Source organism: Pantoea sp. Ep11b (assembly GCF_040783975.1).
Classification (GTDB): domain Bacteria; phylum Pseudomonadota; class Gammaproteobacteria; order Enterobacterales; family Enterobacteriaceae; genus Pantoea.
This window is the reverse complement of sequence record NZ_CP160631.1, coordinates 1,848,100-1,867,430: the sequence shown is the minus strand read 5'-3', so window position 1 is coordinate 1,867,430 and position 19,331 is coordinate 1,848,100. Positions and strand designations below refer to the sequence as shown.

General features: G+C 56.8%; 19 protein-coding genes. 2 read left to right on the top strand and 17 right to left on the bottom strand.

Annotated features, from left to right (window positions below; genetic code table 11):
- Positions 1–35 precede the first annotated feature (35 nt).
- From AB1748_RS08805 to hinT, 8 genes are all read right to left on the bottom strand, one after another.
- On the bottom strand, positions 36–1,745 hold the full coding sequence (locus AB1748_RS08805; protein WP_367396252.1) for a ShlB/FhaC/HecB family hemolysin secretion/activation protein: 1,710 nt from the start codon (positions 1,743–1,745) through the stop codon (positions 36–38).
- Between the two features lie 581 nt (positions 1,746–2,326).
- Positions 2,327–3,631 carry an NAD(P)/FAD-dependent oxidoreductase gene (locus tag AB1748_RS08800; protein WP_111138662.1) on the bottom strand — a complete coding sequence of 435 codons (1,305 nt, stop codon included), beginning with the start codon at positions 3,629–3,631 and terminating at the stop codon, positions 2,327–2,329.
- A 212-nt stretch (positions 3,632–3,843) separates the two neighbouring features.
- A complete protein-coding gene (gene ycfP, locus AB1748_RS08795) occupies positions 3,844–4,386 on the bottom strand; it encodes an alpha/beta hydrolase YcfP (protein ID WP_111138661.1) in 543 nt (180 codons plus the stop codon).
- A 40-nt stretch (positions 4,387–4,426) separates the two neighbouring features.
- Positions 4,427–5,467 (bottom strand): beta-N-acetylhexosaminidase, encoded by a 1,041-nt coding sequence (gene nagZ, locus AB1748_RS08790; protein WP_293774036.1) that lies wholly within the window; start codon positions 5,465–5,467, stop codon positions 4,427–4,429.
- 39 nt (positions 5,468–5,506) lie between these two features.
- Positions 5,507–6,289 carry a thiamine kinase gene (thiK, locus tag AB1748_RS08785; RefSeq protein WP_367396329.1) on the bottom strand — a complete coding sequence of 261 codons (783 nt, stop codon included), beginning with the start codon at positions 6,287–6,289 and terminating at the stop codon, positions 5,507–5,509.
- 16 nt (positions 6,290–6,305) lie between these two features.
- Positions 6,306–6,905, bottom strand: coding sequence for a penicillin-binding protein activator LpoB (gene lpoB, locus AB1748_RS08780; protein ID WP_111138659.1), 600 nt, complete (start codon positions 6,903–6,905; stop codon positions 6,306–6,308).
- Positions 6,906–6,916: 11 nt separating this feature from the next.
- On the bottom strand, positions 6,917–7,285 hold the full coding sequence (locus AB1748_RS08775) for a YcfL family protein (protein ID WP_111138658.1): 369 nt from the start codon (positions 7,283–7,285) through the stop codon (positions 6,917–6,919).
- Positions 7,286–7,303: 18 nt separating this feature from the next.
- Positions 7,304–7,654 carry a purine nucleoside phosphoramidase gene (gene hinT, locus AB1748_RS08770; protein ID WP_111138657.1) on the bottom strand — a complete coding sequence of 117 codons (351 nt, stop codon included), beginning with the start codon at positions 7,652–7,654 and terminating at the stop codon, positions 7,304–7,306.
- Between the two features lie 359 nt (positions 7,655–8,013).
- Here hinT and AB1748_RS08765 point away from each other — a divergent pair, with 359 nt between their 5' ends.
- Together AB1748_RS08765 and AB1748_RS08760 are read left to right on the top strand one after the other, a co-directional pair.
- A complete protein-coding gene (locus AB1748_RS08765; protein ID WP_111138656.1) occupies positions 8,014–9,615 on the top strand; it encodes an MFS transporter in 1,602 nt (533 codons plus the stop codon).
- Positions 9,612–10,751, top strand: coding sequence for a glycoside hydrolase family 105 protein (locus tag AB1748_RS08760; RefSeq protein ID WP_367396251.1), 1,140 nt, complete (start codon positions 9,612–9,614; stop codon positions 10,749–10,751). The genes AB1748_RS08765 and AB1748_RS08760 overlap by 4 nt, the downstream gene beginning before the upstream one ends.
- A 54-nt stretch (positions 10,752–10,805) precedes the next feature.
- On the opposite strand, the gene ptsG is transcribed toward AB1748_RS08760, so the two are convergent.
- The 9 genes from ptsG to fabG all read right to left on the bottom strand — a co-directional run bounded on the left by ptsG (position 10,806) and on the right by fabG (position 19,328).
- Positions 10,806–12,239: a PTS glucose transporter subunit IIBC gene (gene ptsG, locus AB1748_RS08755; RefSeq protein WP_367396250.1), complete on the bottom strand. Its 1,434-nt coding sequence runs from the start codon at positions 12,237–12,239 to the stop codon at positions 10,806–10,808.
- A 291-nt stretch (positions 12,240–12,530) separates the two neighbouring features.
- A complete protein-coding gene (locus AB1748_RS08750; RefSeq protein ID WP_111138653.1) occupies positions 12,531–13,322 on the bottom strand; it encodes a metal-dependent hydrolase in 792 nt (263 codons plus the stop codon).
- Between the two features lie 18 nt (positions 13,323–13,340).
- Positions 13,341–14,330, bottom strand: a complete 990-nt coding sequence (holB, locus tag AB1748_RS08745) for a DNA polymerase III subunit delta' (RefSeq protein ID WP_111138652.1) — start codon at positions 14,328–14,330, stop codon at positions 13,341–13,343.
- Positions 14,330–14,962: a dTMP kinase gene (gene tmk, locus AB1748_RS08740; protein ID WP_367396249.1), complete on the bottom strand. Its 633-nt coding sequence runs from the start codon at positions 14,960–14,962 to the stop codon at positions 14,330–14,332. The genes holB and tmk overlap by 1 nt, the downstream gene beginning before the upstream one ends.
- Positions 14,952–15,971, bottom strand: coding sequence for an endolytic transglycosylase MltG (mltG, locus tag AB1748_RS08735; RefSeq protein ID WP_367396248.1), 1,020 nt, complete (start codon positions 15,969–15,971; stop codon positions 14,952–14,954). Before mltG ends, tmk begins: the two co-directional genes overlap by 11 nt.
- Positions 15,968–16,783, bottom strand: coding sequence for an aminodeoxychorismate lyase (gene pabC, locus AB1748_RS08730; protein WP_111138649.1), 816 nt, complete (start codon positions 16,781–16,783; stop codon positions 15,968–15,970). The genes mltG and pabC overlap by 4 nt, the downstream gene beginning before the upstream one ends.
- A gap of 91 nt (positions 16,784–16,874) precedes the next feature.
- The gene (fabF, locus tag AB1748_RS08725; protein ID WP_111138648.1) at positions 16,875–18,116 is read right to left on the bottom strand and encodes a beta-ketoacyl-ACP synthase II; all 1,242 of its coding nucleotides are present in this window, start codon (positions 18,114–18,116) and stop codon (positions 16,875–16,877) included.
- 86 nt (positions 18,117–18,202) lie between these two features.
- Positions 18,203–18,439, bottom strand: a complete 237-nt coding sequence (gene acpP / locus AB1748_RS08720) for an acyl carrier protein (protein ID WP_003849865.1) — start codon at positions 18,437–18,439, stop codon at positions 18,203–18,205.
- Between the two features lie 154 nt (positions 18,440–18,593).
- Positions 18,594–19,328 (bottom strand): 3-oxoacyl-ACP reductase FabG, encoded by a 735-nt coding sequence (fabG, locus tag AB1748_RS08715; RefSeq protein WP_111138647.1) that lies wholly within the window; start codon positions 19,326–19,328, stop codon positions 18,594–18,596.
- Positions 19,329–19,331 lie beyond the last annotated feature (3 nt).

Here is a 19,331-nt window from a genome sequence, read left to right as displayed (position 1 = left end):
CGCACAGTCCATTGTCAGCAATATTGATGAAGGATTCAGTAATTCCAGTTCACGCTGAAACCAAAAGTCACAGGATCGGTTTTGAAGCCGTCCGGTTTCGACAGCGGAATTCCCGCAAAAAAGTCGTAACTGACCCCGGCAGGTATGATGCCGCCGCGTAATCCGACAACACCACCCGCCAGATGACGTCCCAGCGGCCCGCCCTGAGAGGCACTGTTGCCTCCCACCTCGCCATAGTCAGCACCCAGATAAAGTTCCTGAGCAGGCAGCGGCGTCTGCCAGGCCAGCGTGTTCTGTACAGTCCAGCCCCGGCTGGCACTGAGGGTGCGTTCCCCATCGAAACCACGCACTGTCCAGCGATTGCCAATCGCGAACTCATCCTGCGGTGTCAGCGGGGTGTTACTCATCTGGCGTCGGTATTGGATGTTGTAACTTAAACGCTGATTTCCCAGCGAAAACGGCGTAGTGAGGCCCGCCTGCCAGGTGAGAATTTTAGATAGCGCGGTAGCGTAGGTGGAGTCGTGATATGACTCCTCCCACGCAGGCAGTGCCCCGAACCAGCGGGTACCACGCTGATAACTGACACCGGCGTCCAGCGTGGCCGGGCCGATATAATGCCGGTGAGACAGACCAAGCCGCCATGCGCTGGTTCGACGCTCCTGGCTGGTAATTTCCGTATCATTGATGAAGTTACGCGACGCTTTAACCAGTACGTCGGCACTGACGCTGGTTTTAGCGGCGGCGTTACGATAGATCACCCGGCTGACCTGCGCATCCAGCGTTCGGCTCTTCCCGGCATAGAGAAAATCGCGGCTGTAACCTGCGACAGTCTGGTGATAGTCGTAATCACTGGCGGTAAGACCAAATAACCAGTAGCCAAAAGGCACCGAATAATGCCCCGACAGGCTTTTGCTGCTTTTTCTGCCCGCAAATCCCAGGTCGCGGCTGGCGGTCAGATAGAAGAGATCGCTCAGTGAAGTCGGATTATCAAGCGCCAGCATAATTCCGCTCTGATAGCGGCCGGTACTTTCAGTACCCGAGTCATCGAGCCACACGCCGAGGCGCCATAAGCGATGCTGAGTGCGTTCAATCACAATGTCGCTCTCACCCGGATTGAGTCCTGGACGCAGCGCCATACGCGCTTCCACAGTCGGCAGGCGCTGCAGATTTTCCAGCCCCTGCTCGATATCGCGCAAATCCAGGAGATTACCGGCATGGGCTGGCAATGCTGGCCACAGGCTGACGTAACGGGAGGAAGATGATGAAAGCTCTACCTTGCGGATTTTGCCAGGCACGATCAGCAGGTGCAGTACACCCTGACGCAAATCCTGCTGCGGTGCCAGTACGCGCGTCGTTACCCAGCCGTGATTAATCAGCCGGTTTTGCAGCGTGCCCATCAACTGGCTAATCCCTTTTACACCGAGACAGTGGCCATTTGCCTGACTGGCCAGGCGCCGTAGTGGCACCCAGTGCGGCATCGCCTCCAGCCCGGACAGGCTGACCTGCTGGATAACAAAACAGGGTGTTTCCTGCGGAAAATTCAGATGAGAAGGTGAAGGAACCTTCTCCGAAAGACGAATATCAGGTACCTGCGGCATCAGCCGCTGCTGACGCGCTTTCTGTTGCTCCTGCTGATGCTGCAACTGCTCATCACCCGGTGCAGCCTGCACTACCTGCGCATTAATCAGGAGGGCGCAAGGCAGAAATGCCAGCGCTTTAATAAGTCCTTTTGTTTCGAGCTGCATAACCTGTCCATGTAGCAAATGTGTTACAAAATGTATATCTGGTATTTTTTATGCGCACATTATGGCGCTGGAACTGAAAACCTCAAGAAAAAATGTAGAAAAATTTACAATAACCTTACACACCAGTGCGATACAGACACTTCAAATCGGGCCATTTTATCCTAAATAAAGCTGTTTCATGGTGCCCGGTCTCATTTCATCAGGCGGTTTCAACAGGCTGCTGAAATGCAGGGGAAAGGGACAGCCCCATTTAAATAGCAATATATTCATTACCTTAAAAGAAAATGGGTTTTCGGAGGGTTAATCTTATTTCAGAATGCAGATGTTGACTGAATAAGACGTCACTTACTACACAGTACCTCGCTGTCAATCTCTATTTTTCTATGGAGCTGTATTTTGCAGTTTTTCTGAAAGGGCCTTTCTCACCACATTCAGAAATCATCAAATAAAGTTAAGCAATGCAGTCTGTAAAAGCGGAGGCGGTTCCTGAGCGGCTATTGTTGTTAAGCGCCTGTTACGGCCATAAAAAAGCCCCCTCAGCATAGAGGAGGCTCGTTTTTAACCCGGTTCAGCGCGGAAGCTTAGTGCAGCTTAAGCCGCGGGCGGATCACCCGGTTGAGGCTGCCGACCAGCATCATCAGGCCGGTTTTAAAGTAACCGTGCAGCGCGATCTGGTGCATACGATAGAGCGAGATATAGACAAAGCGCGCAATCCGCCCTTCCACCATCATCGAGCCGCGCATCAGGTTACCCATCAGGCTGCCGACCGTGCTGAAGCGCGAGAGCGACACCAGCGAGCCGTGATCTTTATAGACATAGGCTTTCAGCGGCTTACCGGCACGCTGCGCCAGAATATTATCCATCGCGCGTGAGGCCATCTGATGCGCAGACTGGGCGCGAGGCGGCACGAAACCGCCGCCCGGTAGTGCGCAGGAGGCGCAGTCACCAATCGCGTAGATGTCATCGTCCAGCGTGGTCTGCAGCGTCTCTTTAACCACCAGCTGATTGATACGGTTGGTTTCCAGTCCGCCAATCTCTTTCATAAAGTCAGGCGCCTTGATCCCGGCGGCCCAGACCATCAGGTCGGCTTCGATAAACTCGCCGCCTTTGGTGTTCAGGCCGTTGTGCTCAGCGCTGGTGACCATGGTCTGTGTCAGAACACGCACGCCCAGTTTGGTCAGCTCCTGATGCGCCGCGGCGGAGATGCGCGGTGGCAGCGCAGGCAGAATACGTTCGCCCGCCTCGACCAGCGTCACATTCAGCGCTTCACGCCCCAGGCCTTTGAATCCATAGCTGTGCAGCTGCTTCACCGCATTATGCAGTTCAGCAGAGAGTTCAACGCCGGTCGCGCCGCCACCGACGATGGCGATGTTCACTTTCTCCTGCCTGCCTTCGCTGGCGGAGAATTTCAGGAACAGATTGAGCATCTCATTGTGGAAGCGGCGCGCCTGATGCGGGTTGTCCAGGAAGATGCAGTGATCTTTGACACCCGGGGTGCCGAAATCATTTGAGGTACTGCCCAGCGCCATCACCAGCTGGTCATAGGCGACTTCCCGCTGCGGCACCAGCACTTCGCCCTGCGCGTTCACCACTTCAGCCAGACGGATGACTTTCCGGCTGCGGTCGATGTCGGTGAGGGAACCCAGCTGAAACTCAAACCCGTGATTGCGGGCATGCGCCAGATAGCTCAGTGCATCAATGCCCTCATCCATGGAGCCGGTCGCGACTTCATGCAGCAGCGGCTTCCACAGATGGCTGTGGTTACGGTCGACCAGAATAATCTCGGCCTTTTTTTTGCGCCCCAGTTTATGGCCCAGTTGCGTAGCCATCTCAAGACCGCCGGCTCCCCCTCCGACAATAACAATTTTCTTAACTGACGTAGTCAACAAAGACCCCCTCAAATTGTGAACCAAAAGTTAACCAAAGGTTAAATTAAACCTTAAGAAACATAGGGTTGGCGAAGTTAAAATCGCAATCTGCTGGCAGAATAGCATGGCGGGAAGAGGAGAACATAAGAATATTGATATAGATCAAAACAGGAAAATAAAAGTCAGATAATTACGTAACGAAATCAGGCACCCTGCGGTGCCTGTTCTGTTTAACCTGCTGTTTTGAATGCTTTTATCCGCTGAAGATGGGAAGAGAGGTTTTTAAATTTGTGCCCTTCCGTCTCATCCCAGACGATCTCATAAAAAGGCCGGAGATGATCGGCGCTGCGCTGGCTGTCGAGCACCTCATCCTGACGTGAGAGAAAGGTGAGACAGCGGCCACGGTTGCGTTCGCGGAAATCGCTGACGCATTTAGTGGCGATATCCAGATACTCTTCCGGCCGATCAATCTTCCCTTCCATATTCTCATGCGGAAAGAGGTTGGGATTAAAAATCGCCTGCCGGATGCCGCACAGGAAGCCGATGCGCTCTGACCAGAAACCGCCAAGCCCGACGCCGCAGATCAGTGGATGATCGTCGCCAGACTGCGTCAGCATCTTATCCGTCTCTTTCAGCAGAAACTGCATATCATGTTTCGGATGGCGGGTGCTGTAACTGAGTAACCTGACGTCAGAGTCAATAAACTGCAGTTGCAGCACTTTTTCGTGATTACCCGGACTGTTGGAATCAAAACCGTGCAGATAGATGATCATGATAATCCTCAAGGTAGTGATAGCGCCGGGCAGTCACTGTTTACCACGACGCCTTATGAGCCAGCCAGCGTTCCTGAAGCGCGCTCAGTTGCTGGGCATTGTTTTTCCAGCGATGCGTTGCCTGCAGTTCATCGCGGGTAAATCTGCCCTGATGATACAACCGCGTGACCCGCTCTGACCCGACCGGGATCAGGTTATCCAGCACACTGATCGCCCCCTGACGCTGATTGCAGACCAGCACCATGTCACATCCCGCATTAAGAGACTGCTGCGCCCGCTCCGCATAACTGCCCATCACGGCGGCCCCCTCCATCGACAGATCGTCGGAGAAAATCACGCCGTCAAAGCGCAGCTCCTCGCGCAGCACGGTTTTGAGCCAGTAGGGCGAACCGCTGGCAGGCAGGGGATCAACGTCGGTATAGATGACGTGGGCAGGCATGATGGCATCCAGGGCCTGCTCCGTAATCAGGCTGCTGAAGATCGCCATGTCATGCTCACGCAGCGTCTTCTCATCGCGTGGATCGCGCGGCGTCTCTTTATGCGAATCGGCGCTGACCGCGCCATGCCCCGGAAAATGTTTGCCGGTGGTTTTCATGCCTGCCTCATGCATCCCCGCAATAAAGCGGCGCGCCACGGCCAGCGCGATCGCCGGATCGGCATGGAAGGATCGATCGCCAATTGCGGCGCTGATATGGCCCACGTCGAGCACCGGCGCGAAGCTGATATCGATATCCATCGCGATCATCTCAGCTGCCATCTGCCAGCCCGCCTGCTGTGCCAGCTCGCCGGCGCTCTCTGCGTCGTGCAGCGCCGCAAAAGATTGCATGGCGGGCAGCTGGGTGAAACCGTCGCGGAAACGCTGCACGCGTCCCCCCTCCTGATCCACCGCCACCACCAGCCGGGTGTGCGACGCGGCGCGGATCTGACGCACCAGCTCGGCAAGCTGGGCGGGATCGTGATAGTTGCGGGCAAACAAAATTAACCCGCCGACCAGCGGATGTTGCAGGATCTCGCGATCTTCGCCATCCAGTTCATAGCCGCCGACGTCAAGCATCAGCGGGCCGGGCAAATGTGATTTCATAACCTGAATCCTGTAGCGCAACGCAGGGGCGTCACGCGGTTAAATCTGTTCCCAGCTCTGTCGAGCCAGCTGTTGTAATGTGGCGTCGTCACACTGATCGGCGCGGAGCTGATACCAGCTGGCCATCAGCAGACGCAGCCAGGGCTGCCAGCGTCTGACCTGCTGCGCCAGCGCGGTGAGCGGCAGCTGCATCGCGGCGGCATAGCCAGCCAGCCAGTCGTGCTGATGCTGCGGATCGCAGGCACAGATCGCCGCCAGTTCCAGCGCAACGTCGCCATCGGCGGCATACTCCCAGTCGATCAGCTGCAGTCCCGCCGGGCTCTGTATAACATTCCCGGCGTGCAGATCCATATGCAGCGGTGCCAGCCGCAGCGGCTGCGGTTCCCCCTGCTGTGTCAGGCGTCTGAGCGACCGCAGCCAGCGGGGATTGCGCTGCGGCGTAAGTTGCCAGTAGCGCCATAACAGCGGCAGCAGCAGCAGGCGATAGCCGGTCAGCGGCTGCTGATGCAGCCGTTGCAGCAGCGCCAGAATCTGCGGACGCTGCTGACTGAAACGCGATTCATCCAGCGTCTCGCCAGGACACCAGCTCAGGATAATTCCCTGCCGGTTGCCCGCCACGGGCTGCGGCGTGACACCGCTGGCACGCAATTTTCGTAACAGCCGGAATTCGCGCTGCCGCTCCACAAACGGAATAACCGGCTGCGGGGCCGCCCGCGCGATAAAGGTGGCGCGCGGGGTGACAATTTTCTGGCTGTGTCCGGTCAGACCCGCGAGCGGGATAATGGACGCCTTATCAGAGTCGCCGGCGACCTGCTGAATCATCCGCTGCAGCGCGGCATTAATTTTGGGCAATGCCGTTGCCGGACCAGACGATCTCGCCGGTCTGCACCAGCATCAGTTGCATCTGCAGGGTGGGTGCTTTGACATCACCGCTGGCGTTACTGTACAGCACATACTGCGCATTGACGTTGCGCGCCAGACCAATCGCTTTGCTGCGAGAATTAAGGCTGTCATCCGGCGATAAGCCCAGCGCCTGCTTGGCCTGCGCCAGCTGATCGGCGGAAACCAGGGTAAATTTGCCGTTGTTGTTCAGCGCATTCTGGATAGCCGCGGTGGCTTTCTCGCTCTGCAGCGCACCGTTGGTGCTGTTTTTAATCCGATCGACCAGCAGCACGCTGCCCGGCTCGGCGCTGGCGGCCTGCAACATCTTCGCCACCAGCGGCTGAACGCTGGCATCCCAGTTAATGGTGACCAGTTTCGGCGGCTGGGGCACCGGCTGCGGCTGCGGAACGGGCTGCGGTTCAGGTTGCGGAACGGGCTGGACCGGCTCCACAGGCTGGGTCGGTTCAACCGGTGCAGGCTGCTGCTGTTTCACCACACAGCCGGTCAGGATGAGCGCCATCAGAAGCGCTCCGGTACGATTCACACTGCGTATCACGTAGAAGATCCTTAAAGATAGAGATAAAGACGAACCTTGCTGGCTGTCAGGTTACCCAGTTGCGAGGCGGCGACAATGCTTCCCTGCGCCGGAACAGTCACGGTCTGCGCCGGTTCCTGCGGCGTAATTTCCAGTCCTTTATCGTCATACCAGTAGTAACGATAGTGAACAACGACCGGGGCTTCGCGCTGATTATAGAGCACGCTGGTGGCACGTTTCAGTCCATCGTGCTCATCCAGCGCGGGCTCGTCGGTAATGATCCCTGCCGACAGCACAGAGGATTCCATCACCAGTGACTGTGAGGTATTGATCATCGGTTTATCACTGCTGCAGCCCGTCAGGCAGAGCAGGATCGGCAGGCCGGTCAGCCAGGATCGCATAGCACGCTTCCGTTATGGTCAGTTTGAGAGCATCGGGCCCAGCGGTTCGCCACCCACCAGATGCATATGGATGTGATAAACCTCCTGACCCCCATGTTGATTGCAGTTCACAATCAGACGGTAACCATCCTGGTCGATCCCTTCCTGCCGGGCAATTTTCGCTGCGGTGGTGAACATCCGTCCCAGCGCATGTTCATGCGCCGCTTCCACCTCGTTGACCGTCGGAATCAGCACATTCGGCACGATTAAAATATGGGTCGGTGCTTTGGGGGAGATATCGCGGAAGGCAGTGACTAGCTCATCCTGATAAACCACATCAGCGGGGATTTCGCGGCGAATAATTTTACTAAAAATGGTTTCTTCAGCCATGGTGCAATTCCTGTAGCCTGAGTCGTAATCAATGAGTATGCGGGAGAAATTTGTTTTCTTTCAACCTCAGGACCACTTTTCTTGCATTGTTCGCCTGCCTTTGCAGCAGCGACACTTCGCCTCCGCTGATACAGGGTCCACCTGAACAGCTACCCGCCGGAAACCTTTAAAAATGAAACACTGTTTTATAAATTAGATTTTCGCCCCCCTTTTCTTTATCTGATTGCCACTTATTTGCCAGTCGTAGCCAGATTGCGAAGGTTTAGCGCCGCCGTCAGCTCTACTTTTCTAACCAGACCGGGTGAGATGGCCGGCATCACCAGGGATAAATCGCCATACAACCTCAAGGAGCATCCGACATGCGCTCACGTAAAATTGGTCTTGGCCACTATCTGGCCTATGGTTCCGGAGACTTTCTGGGAGCAGGCACCACGGCGCTCACCGCCGCCTGGCTGCTCTATTTCTACACCACTTTTTGTGGCTTAACCCCGATACAGGCCACGCTGATATTTGCGGCAGCGCGCGTGCTGGATGCCGTGGTCAGCCCTTTGATGGGCTTTCTGACCGACAATTTCGGATCGACCTGGCTGGGAAAACGCTTTGGCCGCCGCAGATTCTTTATTCTGCTCGGCATCCCCTGCGTTTTCAGTTACAGCCTGATGTGGGTCAGCGACATGAGTTTCTGGTGGTATCTCACCACTTACCTGCTGTTTGATATCGTCTACACCATGATTCTGGTGCCCTATGAAACGCTGGTGCCGGAAATGACTGACGACTTCAAGCAGAAAACCCGTTTCTCCGGTGCCCGCATCGGCCTGGCGCAGCTCTCAGCGATTCTGGCTGCCTTTCTGCCTGGCATTCTGCTGGGAATGCTGGGCAAAGATAACCCTCTCTCCTTTTTCTATGCCAGCCTGGTGTTCTCGGTGATCTGCGCCCTGGTTCTGGCACTGGTCTGGTATTTTACCTGGGAGCGCCATCCCGATGACTTTTCTGCCGAGTCACGCCGGGCAGAGCTGGAAAAGCAGCAGCTGACGCTGACGCAGAACCTCAGACGACTCTATGTTGAACTGGCTTCAACGCTGCGCATCCGCATTTTTCGCCAGCACCTCGGGATGTATCTCGGCGGCTATATCGCCCAGGATGTGTTCAACGCCGTCTTCACCTGGTATGTCGTGTTTGTGCTGATGCAGAGCGCACAGGTGGCCTCCAGCATGATGGGCACCATGGCGGTGCTGCAGTTTATTGCCGTCATGGCGATGATCCCGCTCTGCATCCGTATCGGGCCTGCCCCCGCCTACCGTCTGGTAGCCATTCTGTTCGGCCTGGCGGCGCTCTCTTACGCCGGATTGTGGTATGCCGGCATGAACGACAATCTTTCGCTGCTGTTAGCGATCTCCGCCCTGGCCGGACTGGGACGCGGCGGCATCAACTATGTGCCGTGGAACACCTATACCTATATCGCCGATGTGGATGAGGTGATCACCGGTCAGCGTCGCGAGGGGATCTTTGCCGGCATCATGACCCTGACCCGCAAAGCCTCTCAGGCCGGTGCCGTCATGCTGGTCGGAATCGTATTGCAACTCTCCGGCTTTGTCTCAGGTCAGGCGACACAGACCCCCTCCGTCAGCCACACCATACTGGCGATCCTGAGCCTCGGCACCTTATCCGTGCTGGCCTGCGGCTTTTTGGTGTCACTGCGCTTCAGGCTCAACCTGCAGACCCACACCGTGCTGCGTCAGGAGACGCTGAAGATGCGTGAAGCGAACCGCACCGTGCCGGAAAATCTCACGCCAGCGGCGCGCGATATCGTGGAGACTCTGGCAGGCATGCCCTATGAAAATCTGTGGGGCAACAACAACATCGGTTTTCTGAATCGTCACAAGCCTGCAGCGGCAAAATACCCGGCCCGCTCTCCGGTCTCCCCTTCTCTGAACCCGACCCTGAACAGGAATAAATCATGACACTCTACCCCGTTAAACAGAGCCTCCTCCTGCGCCAGCCGACCTGGCTGCTGCCGCGCAGCGAACTGGTTCAGCTGATTCAGAAGCTGACGCAAAATCTGATTAATATCACCGACGAAACCGGCGAGTTTCTGCTGCGGCTGGACGATGGCCGGGTGATCGATACCAAAGGCTGGGCGGGCTGGGAATGGACGCACGGTATTGGTCTGTATGGCATGCTGCACTACTATCAGCAGACCGGTGACGCGGAGACGCTGGCACTCATCGATACATGGTTCGCGCAGCGTCTGGCGGAGGGAACACCGACCAAAAATGTGAATACCGTCTGCCCTTTTCTGACGCTGGCTTATCGTTACGAAGAGACCCGTAACCCGGCCTGGGTGCCGGTGCTGGAGCGCTGGGCAGAATGGGTCATGTATGAGATGCCGCGCACCGAACAGGGCGGCCTGCAGCACATCGTCTACAACAACGAAAACAGCCAGCAGCTCTGGGATGACACGCTGATGATGAGCGTGATGGCGCTGGCTAAAATCGGACAGCTGTTGAAGCGCGATGCGTGGGTCGAGGAAGCAAGCTATCAGTTCCTGCTGCACACGCAGTATCTGATGGATCGCGAAACCGGCCTGTGGTTTCACGGCTGGAACTTCGACGGCCGCCATAATTTCGCCAGGGCGCGCTGGGCGCGCGGCAACAGCTGGGTAACGATCGTGATACCCGACTTCCTGGAGATGATGAACTGGCCTGAGCAGCACGCCACACGCCGTTTTCTGCAGCAGGTGCTGGAGACGCAGGCTAACGCACTCCGCGCCTGCCAGCACCCCAGCGGCTTGTGGCACACCCTGCTCGACGATCCCGACAGTTATCTTGAGGCATCGGCTACCGCCGGGTTTGCATATGGCATTCTGAAAGCCGTCCGCAAACGTTATCTGCCCGCGGCGTATCGCGAGGTGGCCGAAAAGGCGCTGCGCGGCGTGATCGCCCATATTGATGAGGATGGCGAGCTGAAGCAGGTCTCATTTGGTACCGCAATGGGCAGCGACCTGGATTACTACCGCGGAGTTCCCCTGACCTCCATGCCTTACGGTCAGGCGATGGCCCTGCTCTGCCTGACAGAGTATCTGCGCGTCTATCTCTGAATCGCGCCCAAAAAAAAGCCCCGCACAGCGGGGCTTTTTCACAGCGGTGAATCATCACATGCTGCGGATGTAATCATCCATATCTGTTTTCAGGTTATCCGATTTGGTACCGAAGATAGCCTGTACACCGGAACCAGCCACCACCACGCCACGGGCGCCGAGGTTTTTCAGTTCGGTCTGGTCAACTTTACCCACATCGGCAACGCTGACGCGCAGACGTGTGATACAGGCGTCCAGGTTAGTGATATTCTCTTTACCACCAAACGCAGCCACCAGTTTGCCCGCCATCTCAGAACCGGTCGCAGCAGACTGCTCACTGCTGCTCTCTTCGCGGCCTGGGGTTTTCAGGTCCAGCTTCGCAATCAGAACACGGAAGATGGTGTAGTAAACCAGGCCGTAGATGATACCGATAATCGGGAACAGCCAGATTTTGCTACTGTTACCGCTCAGAACGATAAAGTCGATCAGACCGTGTGAGAAGCTGGTGCCATCACGCATGCCAAGCAGGATACAGATTGGGAATGCCAGACCGGCCAGCAGCGCATGAATCACATACAGGATCGGCGCCACGAACATGAATGAGAATTCAATCGGTTCGGTGATACCGGTCAGGAATGAGGTCAGCGCAGCGGAGATCATGATACCGCCCACTTTGGCACGGTTTTCCGGTTTCGCTGAGTGCCAGATAGCAATCGCCGCAGCCGGCAGACCGTACATTTTGAACAGGAAGCCGCCAGAGAGTTTACCTGCGGTCGGGTCACCCGCCATGTAGCGTGGGATATCGCCGTGGAATACCTGGCCTGCCGCATTAGTGTATTCACCAATCTGCATCTGGAAAGGCACGTTCCAGATGTGATGCAGACCAAATGGCACCAGCGAACGCTCAACGACGCCATAGATACCAAAGGCCACAACCGGGTTCTGGTAGGCTGCCCACTGTGAGAACTCCTGAATCGCCGCACCGACAGGTGGCCAGATGAAGGAGAGCAGCACGCCCAGCACAATCGCTGCCAGACCAGAGATGATCGGCACAAAGCGTTTACCGGCGAAGAAGCCCAGATATTCAGGCAGCTTGATACGGTAGAAGCGGTTGAACATGTAGGCCGCGATGGAACCGGCGATAATCCCGCCGAGAACCCCGGTGTCGGCGAGGTGTTTTGCCTCGATCTCCGCCGCAGAGAGATGCAGCACCAGAGGTGCCACAACCGCCATGGTTTTCACCATGATGCCATAGGCGACAACGGCGGCCAGCGCCGACACGCCGTCATTATTGGTAAAGCCCAGCGCGACACCGATCGCGAAGATCAGCGGCATGTTGGCAAACACCGATCCACCCGCTTCTGCCATTACATGCGAAACCACTGCAGGCAACCAGCTGAAATTGGCTGAACCGACCCCTAATAAAATACCGGCGATCGGCAGAACCGAAACCGGCAGCATCAGCGATTTACCGACCTTTTGAAGGTTGGCAAAAGCATTTTTGAACATAGCGTGAAGCTCCTGAGTATGAGTGCATATTTGCGCAGTGCGCGTGGCAAAGAGGGAGGATTCTTTGCCGGGGTGGCGGTAACCGCCTTTTGATTTATTACGAAGGGTAAAATAAATACCGCCCTGTTACTTTGACGGCTATCACGTTTCAACAATCCCGGCTGCGCACTTTACGAAATTTCTCACTGACCTGCACGATAAACCGGCGATAAAAAGCTGACCCTGTCTTTAAAAACAGGGTCATATGAGCAGATGACAGATTAATTACAGAGGCTGAAATAAAAACCGGGTTCAGGCACCCAGCTGGCTCATCGGAATATGGAACAGTGTAGAGAAGTTCTGCGTGGTGGCGGCGGCCAGGGTTTCCATATCCACCCCTTTCAGCACGGCCAGATATTCGGCCACGTCGCGGGTATAGGCAGGCTGATTCTCTTTACCCCGGTAAGGCACCGGCGCCAGATAAGGCGAATCTGTTTCCACCAGCATCCGATCCAGCGGCACGTAGCGAGCGGCTTCCCGCAACTGTTCGGCATTACGGAAGGTGACAATCCCGGAGAAGGAGATATAAAAGCCCATATCCAGCAGCTTCGCGGCAGTGGGCTGATCCTCGGTAAAGCAGTGCAGCACGCCGCCGCAGCGCTCAACCTGCTCTTCACGCAGAATGGCCAGCGTGTCGTCACGCGCATCACGAGTGTGGACGATGATCGGCTTGTTCAGTGCAATACCGGTACGGATATGTTCCCGGAATGAGCGCTGCTGCTGCTCTCTGGTCTCGGGCTGATAGTGGTAATCCAGCCCGGTTTCACCCAGCGCCACCACACGGGGATCGGCGGAGAGCCGGCGGAACTCCTCAACGTCATAAGCCTCTTCCTGATTCAGCGGATGAACACCGCAGGAGAGCGCAATGTTCTGCCGATCGCCGACCAGCTTTTTCAGGGTATGAAAACCCGGCAGCGTGGTGGCGATGGCCAGCATGAATTTCACATCCCGGGCCGCCGCTTTGGCGATCACATCATCGAGGTCGCGGTGGTTCTTTTCATAATCCAGGCCATCAAGATGGCAATGGGAATCAACAATAAACATAAGTAGTCTCAGACAGGTTTAGCGGATCAGGGTGGGCTTTTCGGTCTCTGCCCAGCAGAGAAGCTGATCCGTCAGCAGGAGTTCACGGTTCACCGACGCGACATGCAGTAGCTGCTCACGACAGCGCATCCAGGCGCGGGTGCTGTTATCGAGTGCGCTGGCCGGGAAGTGGGCGGCCAGCAGCGCCACCACATCCTGGCGGTCGCCGTTGCTCAGCCACTGCGTCGCATTCTGCTGCCACTTCATCGCATCCAGCAGCAGGGAGAGCAGCCAGCCGATGCGGGTAGCCGCATCTTCCGCATTCAGCACCGGCAGCAGTTGCAGGATGTCGTGCTGCAGCGCCGCAGGCAGCGCATCGCACAGCTTCTGCCGGGCCTGCCACGGCCCGGTTTCCAGCAGATTTAACGCCGCACCGGGCGCACCGGCGCTCAGCCGCAGTGCCGCCAGCAGCATCTGTTCATCGTGCGAAGCGTGCTTTTTCAGCCAGAGCAGGCTCTGGCTCTCATCCGGTGGCGTCAGCGACAGCGTCATACAGCGACTGCGCAGTGTCGCCAGCAGACGCGAAGGATCGCGACTGCTGAGGAAGAACCAGCTGTTGGCTGGCGGCTCTTCCAGCGTTTTCAGCAGGGCGTTGGCGGCCGCCTCCGAGAGCTGCGCGGCATCGGGCAGCCAGACCACTTTCGCGCCACCCTGCTGACCGAAGTGATAAAGCTTTTCCGTCACCTGCCGCACCGCATCGATGCCCAGGGTACTTTTGCCCTTCTCCGCCTCAAGTCGATACCAGTCCGGATGGGTATTCGCCTGCATCAGCTGGCAGCCGTGACACACGCCGCAACTTTTCAGGCCGTCTGGCTGCTGGCACATCAGCCAGCGACTTATCCCCCAGACCAGCGCCTCATCGCCCATGCCAGACATTGCCTGGATCAGCAGCGCATGATGCGCCCGATCCTCCTGATGCTGGCCAATCACGTGGCGATAAGGCTGGTTCAGCCACGGATACCAGTTCATTACGCCTGCTCCAGCAGCCACTGATCCAGGGCCGACTGAAGTGACGCTGTCACGTCATCCAGCGATTGCGTTGCATCAATGGTCAGAATCGTCGGGTCCTTGTCCGCCAGCGCCAGGTAACGCACGCGGGTACGCTCAAAGAAGCGCAGCGACTCCTGCTCAATGCGGTCCAGCTCACCACGCGCCCGCGCGCGCTGCAGGCCGATTTCCGGGGTGACATCCAGGTAAAGCGTCAGATCAGGGCGGAAGTCGCCCAGCACGGCATCGCGCAGCGTCTGCATCAGATCGCTGTCGAGTCCGCGACCGCCCCCCTGATAGGCCTGAGAGGAGAGATCGTGGCGATCGCCGATCACCCAGGCGCCGCGGGCCAGCGCCGGTTTGATCACGGTCTCCACCAGCTGAACCCGCGCCGCATAGAGCATCAGCAGTTCCGCTTTATCCGTGACCTGCTCGCCCTCAATACCCTGCTTCACCAGCACCCGGAGCTGTTCGGCCAGCGGCGTGCCGCCAGGTTCACGGGTAAAGACCAGATCGGTGATGCCGCGGGCGTGCAGCGTGGCAACGATGGCGTCGCGCGCGGTGGTTTTGCCGGCGCCTTCCAGGCCTTCGATGACGATAAACTTACTGTTCATTTTTTTCCTTTAGCGACTGCCGGTACACCTGCACCGCCTGGTTGTGACTGGCCAGATTGGTAGTAAAGGTATGACCGCCCTTGCCGTCCGCCACGAAGTAGAGATAGTTGGTTTTCTCGGGATGCGCGGCCGCCAGCAGAGAAGCCTTACCCGGCATCGCGATCGGGCCAGGCGGCAGGCCGTTAATCATATAGGTATTGTAATCGCTGGCGGTCTCAAGATCTTTACGGGTGAGTGACCCATTGTAGCGATCGCCCATGCCGTAGATCACGGTCGGGTCGGTCTGCAGGCGCATCCCGGTCCGCAGCCGGTTGATAAAGACGGAAGCGACGCGCGCGCGCTCCTGGCTGACGCCCGTCTCTTTTTCGATGATGGAGGCCATCGTGACCAGATCCTGAGGCGTTTTATAGGGCAGATTATCCGCCCGTCCCTGCCAGATCTCGTCGATGGTTTTTTTCATCCGCTCATGGGCGCGTTCCAGCAGGGCCATGTCCGTGGTGTTCGCCGTATAGAGATAGGTGTCCGGAAAGAAGTTCCCCTCCAGCTGCGCAGGCTCAACTTTGAGGGCGCTGGCCAGGGTGGCAAACTGATCGTCTTTCAACGTATGACGGATATAGGGCGCTTTACGCAGCTCACTCAGCCACTCTTTGAGCCGCTGCCCCTCCACAAACCGCACCGGAAACTGCGCCTCTTTACCGCTCGCCAGCAGCTGTAACAGCGCGCGTACCGTCATCTTTGGCTCCAGGCGATAGGTTCCCGCCTTGAAGGTGGCCAGTTCCGGCTCCAGACGCAACAGCGCGCCAAACCAGATGCTGCGCGGAATGATCTTCTGATCTTCCAGCTGCGCCTCCAGCGCCACCCGGCCCGTACCGGCGGGCAGTGTGTAGATCTTCTCCTGCTGCAGCGTTAACGGGGTCGCCGCAAACTGCTTAATCTGCCAGTAGCTCACTCCCGCCGCGAGCCCTGCTGCCGCCAGCAACGTCACGAGAATTTTTTTGCTTCGAGTCATGATGCTTCCATTATCTTTTCACAGCCTGCCTGTAACTGAGTAAACAGCAGGCGCTCAGTAAACTGTACCGCCTCGATCTGTCGGACCGGCAGAACCGGCATCAGCGCATTACAGATGACGACTTCATCCGCAGCCAGCAGCTGCGCCGGTTCGCTTTGTACGACATGGCAAGCCTGGCCCGTGGCCGCAAGTTGCGCCATCAGACTCCGCCGCATAATGCCATCCACCCCCGACGCGGAGAGATCGGGCGTGAAAATCTGACTGCCCTGGCGCCAGAATAAATTGGCCGCACAGCATTCCACCACCCAACCTTCAGTGTCAAGCACCAGCGCCTCGTCGGCGTCCGTCTGGTCAAGATGAGCTCTGATCATCACCTGCTCAAGGCGATTCAGGTGTTTGATACCGGCAAACTGCGCGTTTCGCGCCAGGCGGATTGGGCTGATGCGGAGGGAGGCGCCCCGCTGCTGTAATCCGGCGTAGTGCTGCGGCCAGGGTGCCAGCGAAACGATCCGGGTCGGTTCGCCACAGCCATGACGACTGTAGCCGCGTCCGCCACTGCCCGCGCTGATGATGACCTTCAGCACCGCCTGAGGCTGCTGGTGCGCAGCCGCTCTCATCTCTGTTTCGAGCCGATGCCAGTCAACGCCCTCGATCCATAGCCGCTCGCAGCCCTGTCTGAGCCGCTGCAGATGGCTTTCCAGCAGCACAATGTTGCCCTGCTGCACGGCGGCGGTGGTAAAGCAGCCATCACCGAACTGCAGCCCCCGGTCAGTGGCAGCCAGCGTCGGTTTTCTGATCCCGTTAATCCACATGGTTCTCTCCTGAGCCCGTTCCACCCTGTCAGCGTCCGCCGCAGGATAAAAAAAGGCCCGCATCGCGGGCCTTGTCAGCTATCTGCAACGATTACACCTTGCGGAAGATCAGGGAACCGTTGGTACCGCCGAAGCCAAAGGAGTTACACAGCGTATACTCCAGGCCAGAAACCTGACGCGCGGTGTGCGGCACGAAATCGAGATCGCAGCCTTCATCCGGATTGTCGAGGTTAATGGTCGGTGGAACCGCCTGGTCGCGCAGTGCCAGAATCGAGTAGATCGATTCTACCGCGCCCGCTGCGCCGAGCAGATGCCCGGTCATGGATTTGGTTGAGCTCACCATGACTTTACTGGCCGCTGCGCCAAACACTGATTTCACCGCCTGGGCTTCGGCCTTATCACCCGCTGGCGTGGAAGTGCCGTGTGCGTTGACATAGCCGATCTGCTCTGGCGTGAGCTGCGCATCGCGCAGCGCGTTGACCATCGCCGCCGCAGCGCCTGAGCCATCTTCGGGAGGTGATGTCATGTGGTAAGCATCGCTGCTCATGCCAAAACCGACGATTTCCGCATAGATTTTCGCACCACGTTTCTTCGCATGTTCGTACTCTTCAAGTACCACGATGCCCGCGCCGTCACCCAGCACGAAACCATCACGATCTTTATCCCACGGGCGGCTGGCCGCTTGCGGATTGTCGTTACGGGTTGAGAGAGCACGCGCCGCGCCAAAACCACCTACGCCTAATGGCGTACTGGCTTTCTCTGTGCCACCTGCCAGCATCACGTCAGCATCGTTATAGGCGATGATACGTGCGGCATGACCGATGTTATGCACACCAGAGGTACAGGCTGTCGCGATAGAGATGCTTGGACCTTTCAGGCCATACATAATGGTGAGATGACCCGCCACCATGTTGACGATGGTTGAAGGCACAAAGAACGGACTGATTTTGCGTGGGCCGCCGTTGACCAGTGAAGAGTGGTTCTCTTCAATCAGGCCCAGGCCACCGATGCCGGAACCAATTGCTGCACCCATACGGCTTGCATTTTCCTCGGTCACAACCAGACCGCTATCCTGCATAGCCTGAATACCGGCCACAATGCCGTACTGGATGAATTCATCCATCTTGCGCTGATCTTTGCGCGAGATGAAATCATCACAATTGAAATCTCTTACCAGACCTGCAAAACGCGTTGCATAAGCACTGGTATCAAAATGGTCGATCAGGTTAATGCCGCTCTGACCGGCAAGGAGAGCACTCCAGGTAGACTCTACGGTATTGCCGACAGGAGACAACATGCCAAGACCAGTCACAACTACACGACGCTTAGACACGTTCGTCCTCCAGGGAGGGAAAATAGGGAACTATGTGGGACAAATAAAAAAAATCAGGCGGTCGAGCGACCGCCTGAAGGTATTCATTAGCCTTTATGGCTATTGATGTAGTCGATCGCTGCCTGAACGGTAGTGATTTTCTCAGCTTCTTCGTCTGGAATCTCAGTATCAAACTCTTCTTCCAGAGCCATCACCAGCTCAACGGTATCAAGAGAATCGGCACCCAGGTCTTCTACGAAAGATGCAGAGTTGGTGACTTCTTCCTCTTTCACACCCAGCTGCTCACTGATGATTTTCTTAACGCGTTGTTCGATATCGCTCATACTATTTAATTTCCTATCAAAACTCGCTTACGCGATGGTTTTCGTAGTGTATAAAATGGTGAAAAAGATGCAACAAAATCCCGGCTGGTCGAACCACGATTTTGCGTTATTTTGCGGTTTTAACCGCAAATAAAGCAAATGTTTTCGTGATTTATCAGACCATGTACATTCCGCCATTGACGTGCAGCGTTTCACCAGTGATGTAGGCTGCTTCGTCAGAGGCTAAAAATGCCACAGCATTGGCGATTTCCTGTGCATCGCCTAAGCGACCCGCAGGGACTTCCGCCAAAATACCGGAACGCTGATCTTCGTTCAGTGCCCGCGTCATGTCAGTCTCAATGAAGCCTGGAGCCACGACGTTGACGGTAATGCCACGTGACGCGATTTCGCGCGCCAGTGATTTGCTAAAGCCAATTAAACCCGCTTTTGCTGCCGCGTAGTTTGCCTGGCCCGCATTACCCATGGTGCCGACAACGGAACCAATGGTGATGATACGGCCCACGCGCTTTTTCATCATGGCACGCAGAACCGCCTTAGAAAGGCGGAATACCGATGTGAGGTTGGTATCCAGGATATCCTGCCACTCATCGTCCTTCATGCGCATGAGAAGATTATCACGCGTAATGCCTGCATTATTGACTAAGATATCCACTTCGCCAAATTCCGCGCGAATATTCTCTAAAACGCTGTCGATTGAGCCAGCGTCAGTCACATTCAGTAACAGACCTTTTCCCTTGTCGCCAAGGTAAGCACTGATGGCGTCGGCGCCACTCTGGCTGGTTGCAGTCCCGACTACTTTGGCGCCACGCGCCGCCAGGGTTTCTGCAATCGCACGACCAATGCCGCGACTCGCGCCGGTTACCAGCGCAACTTTACCTTCAAAGCTCATGAT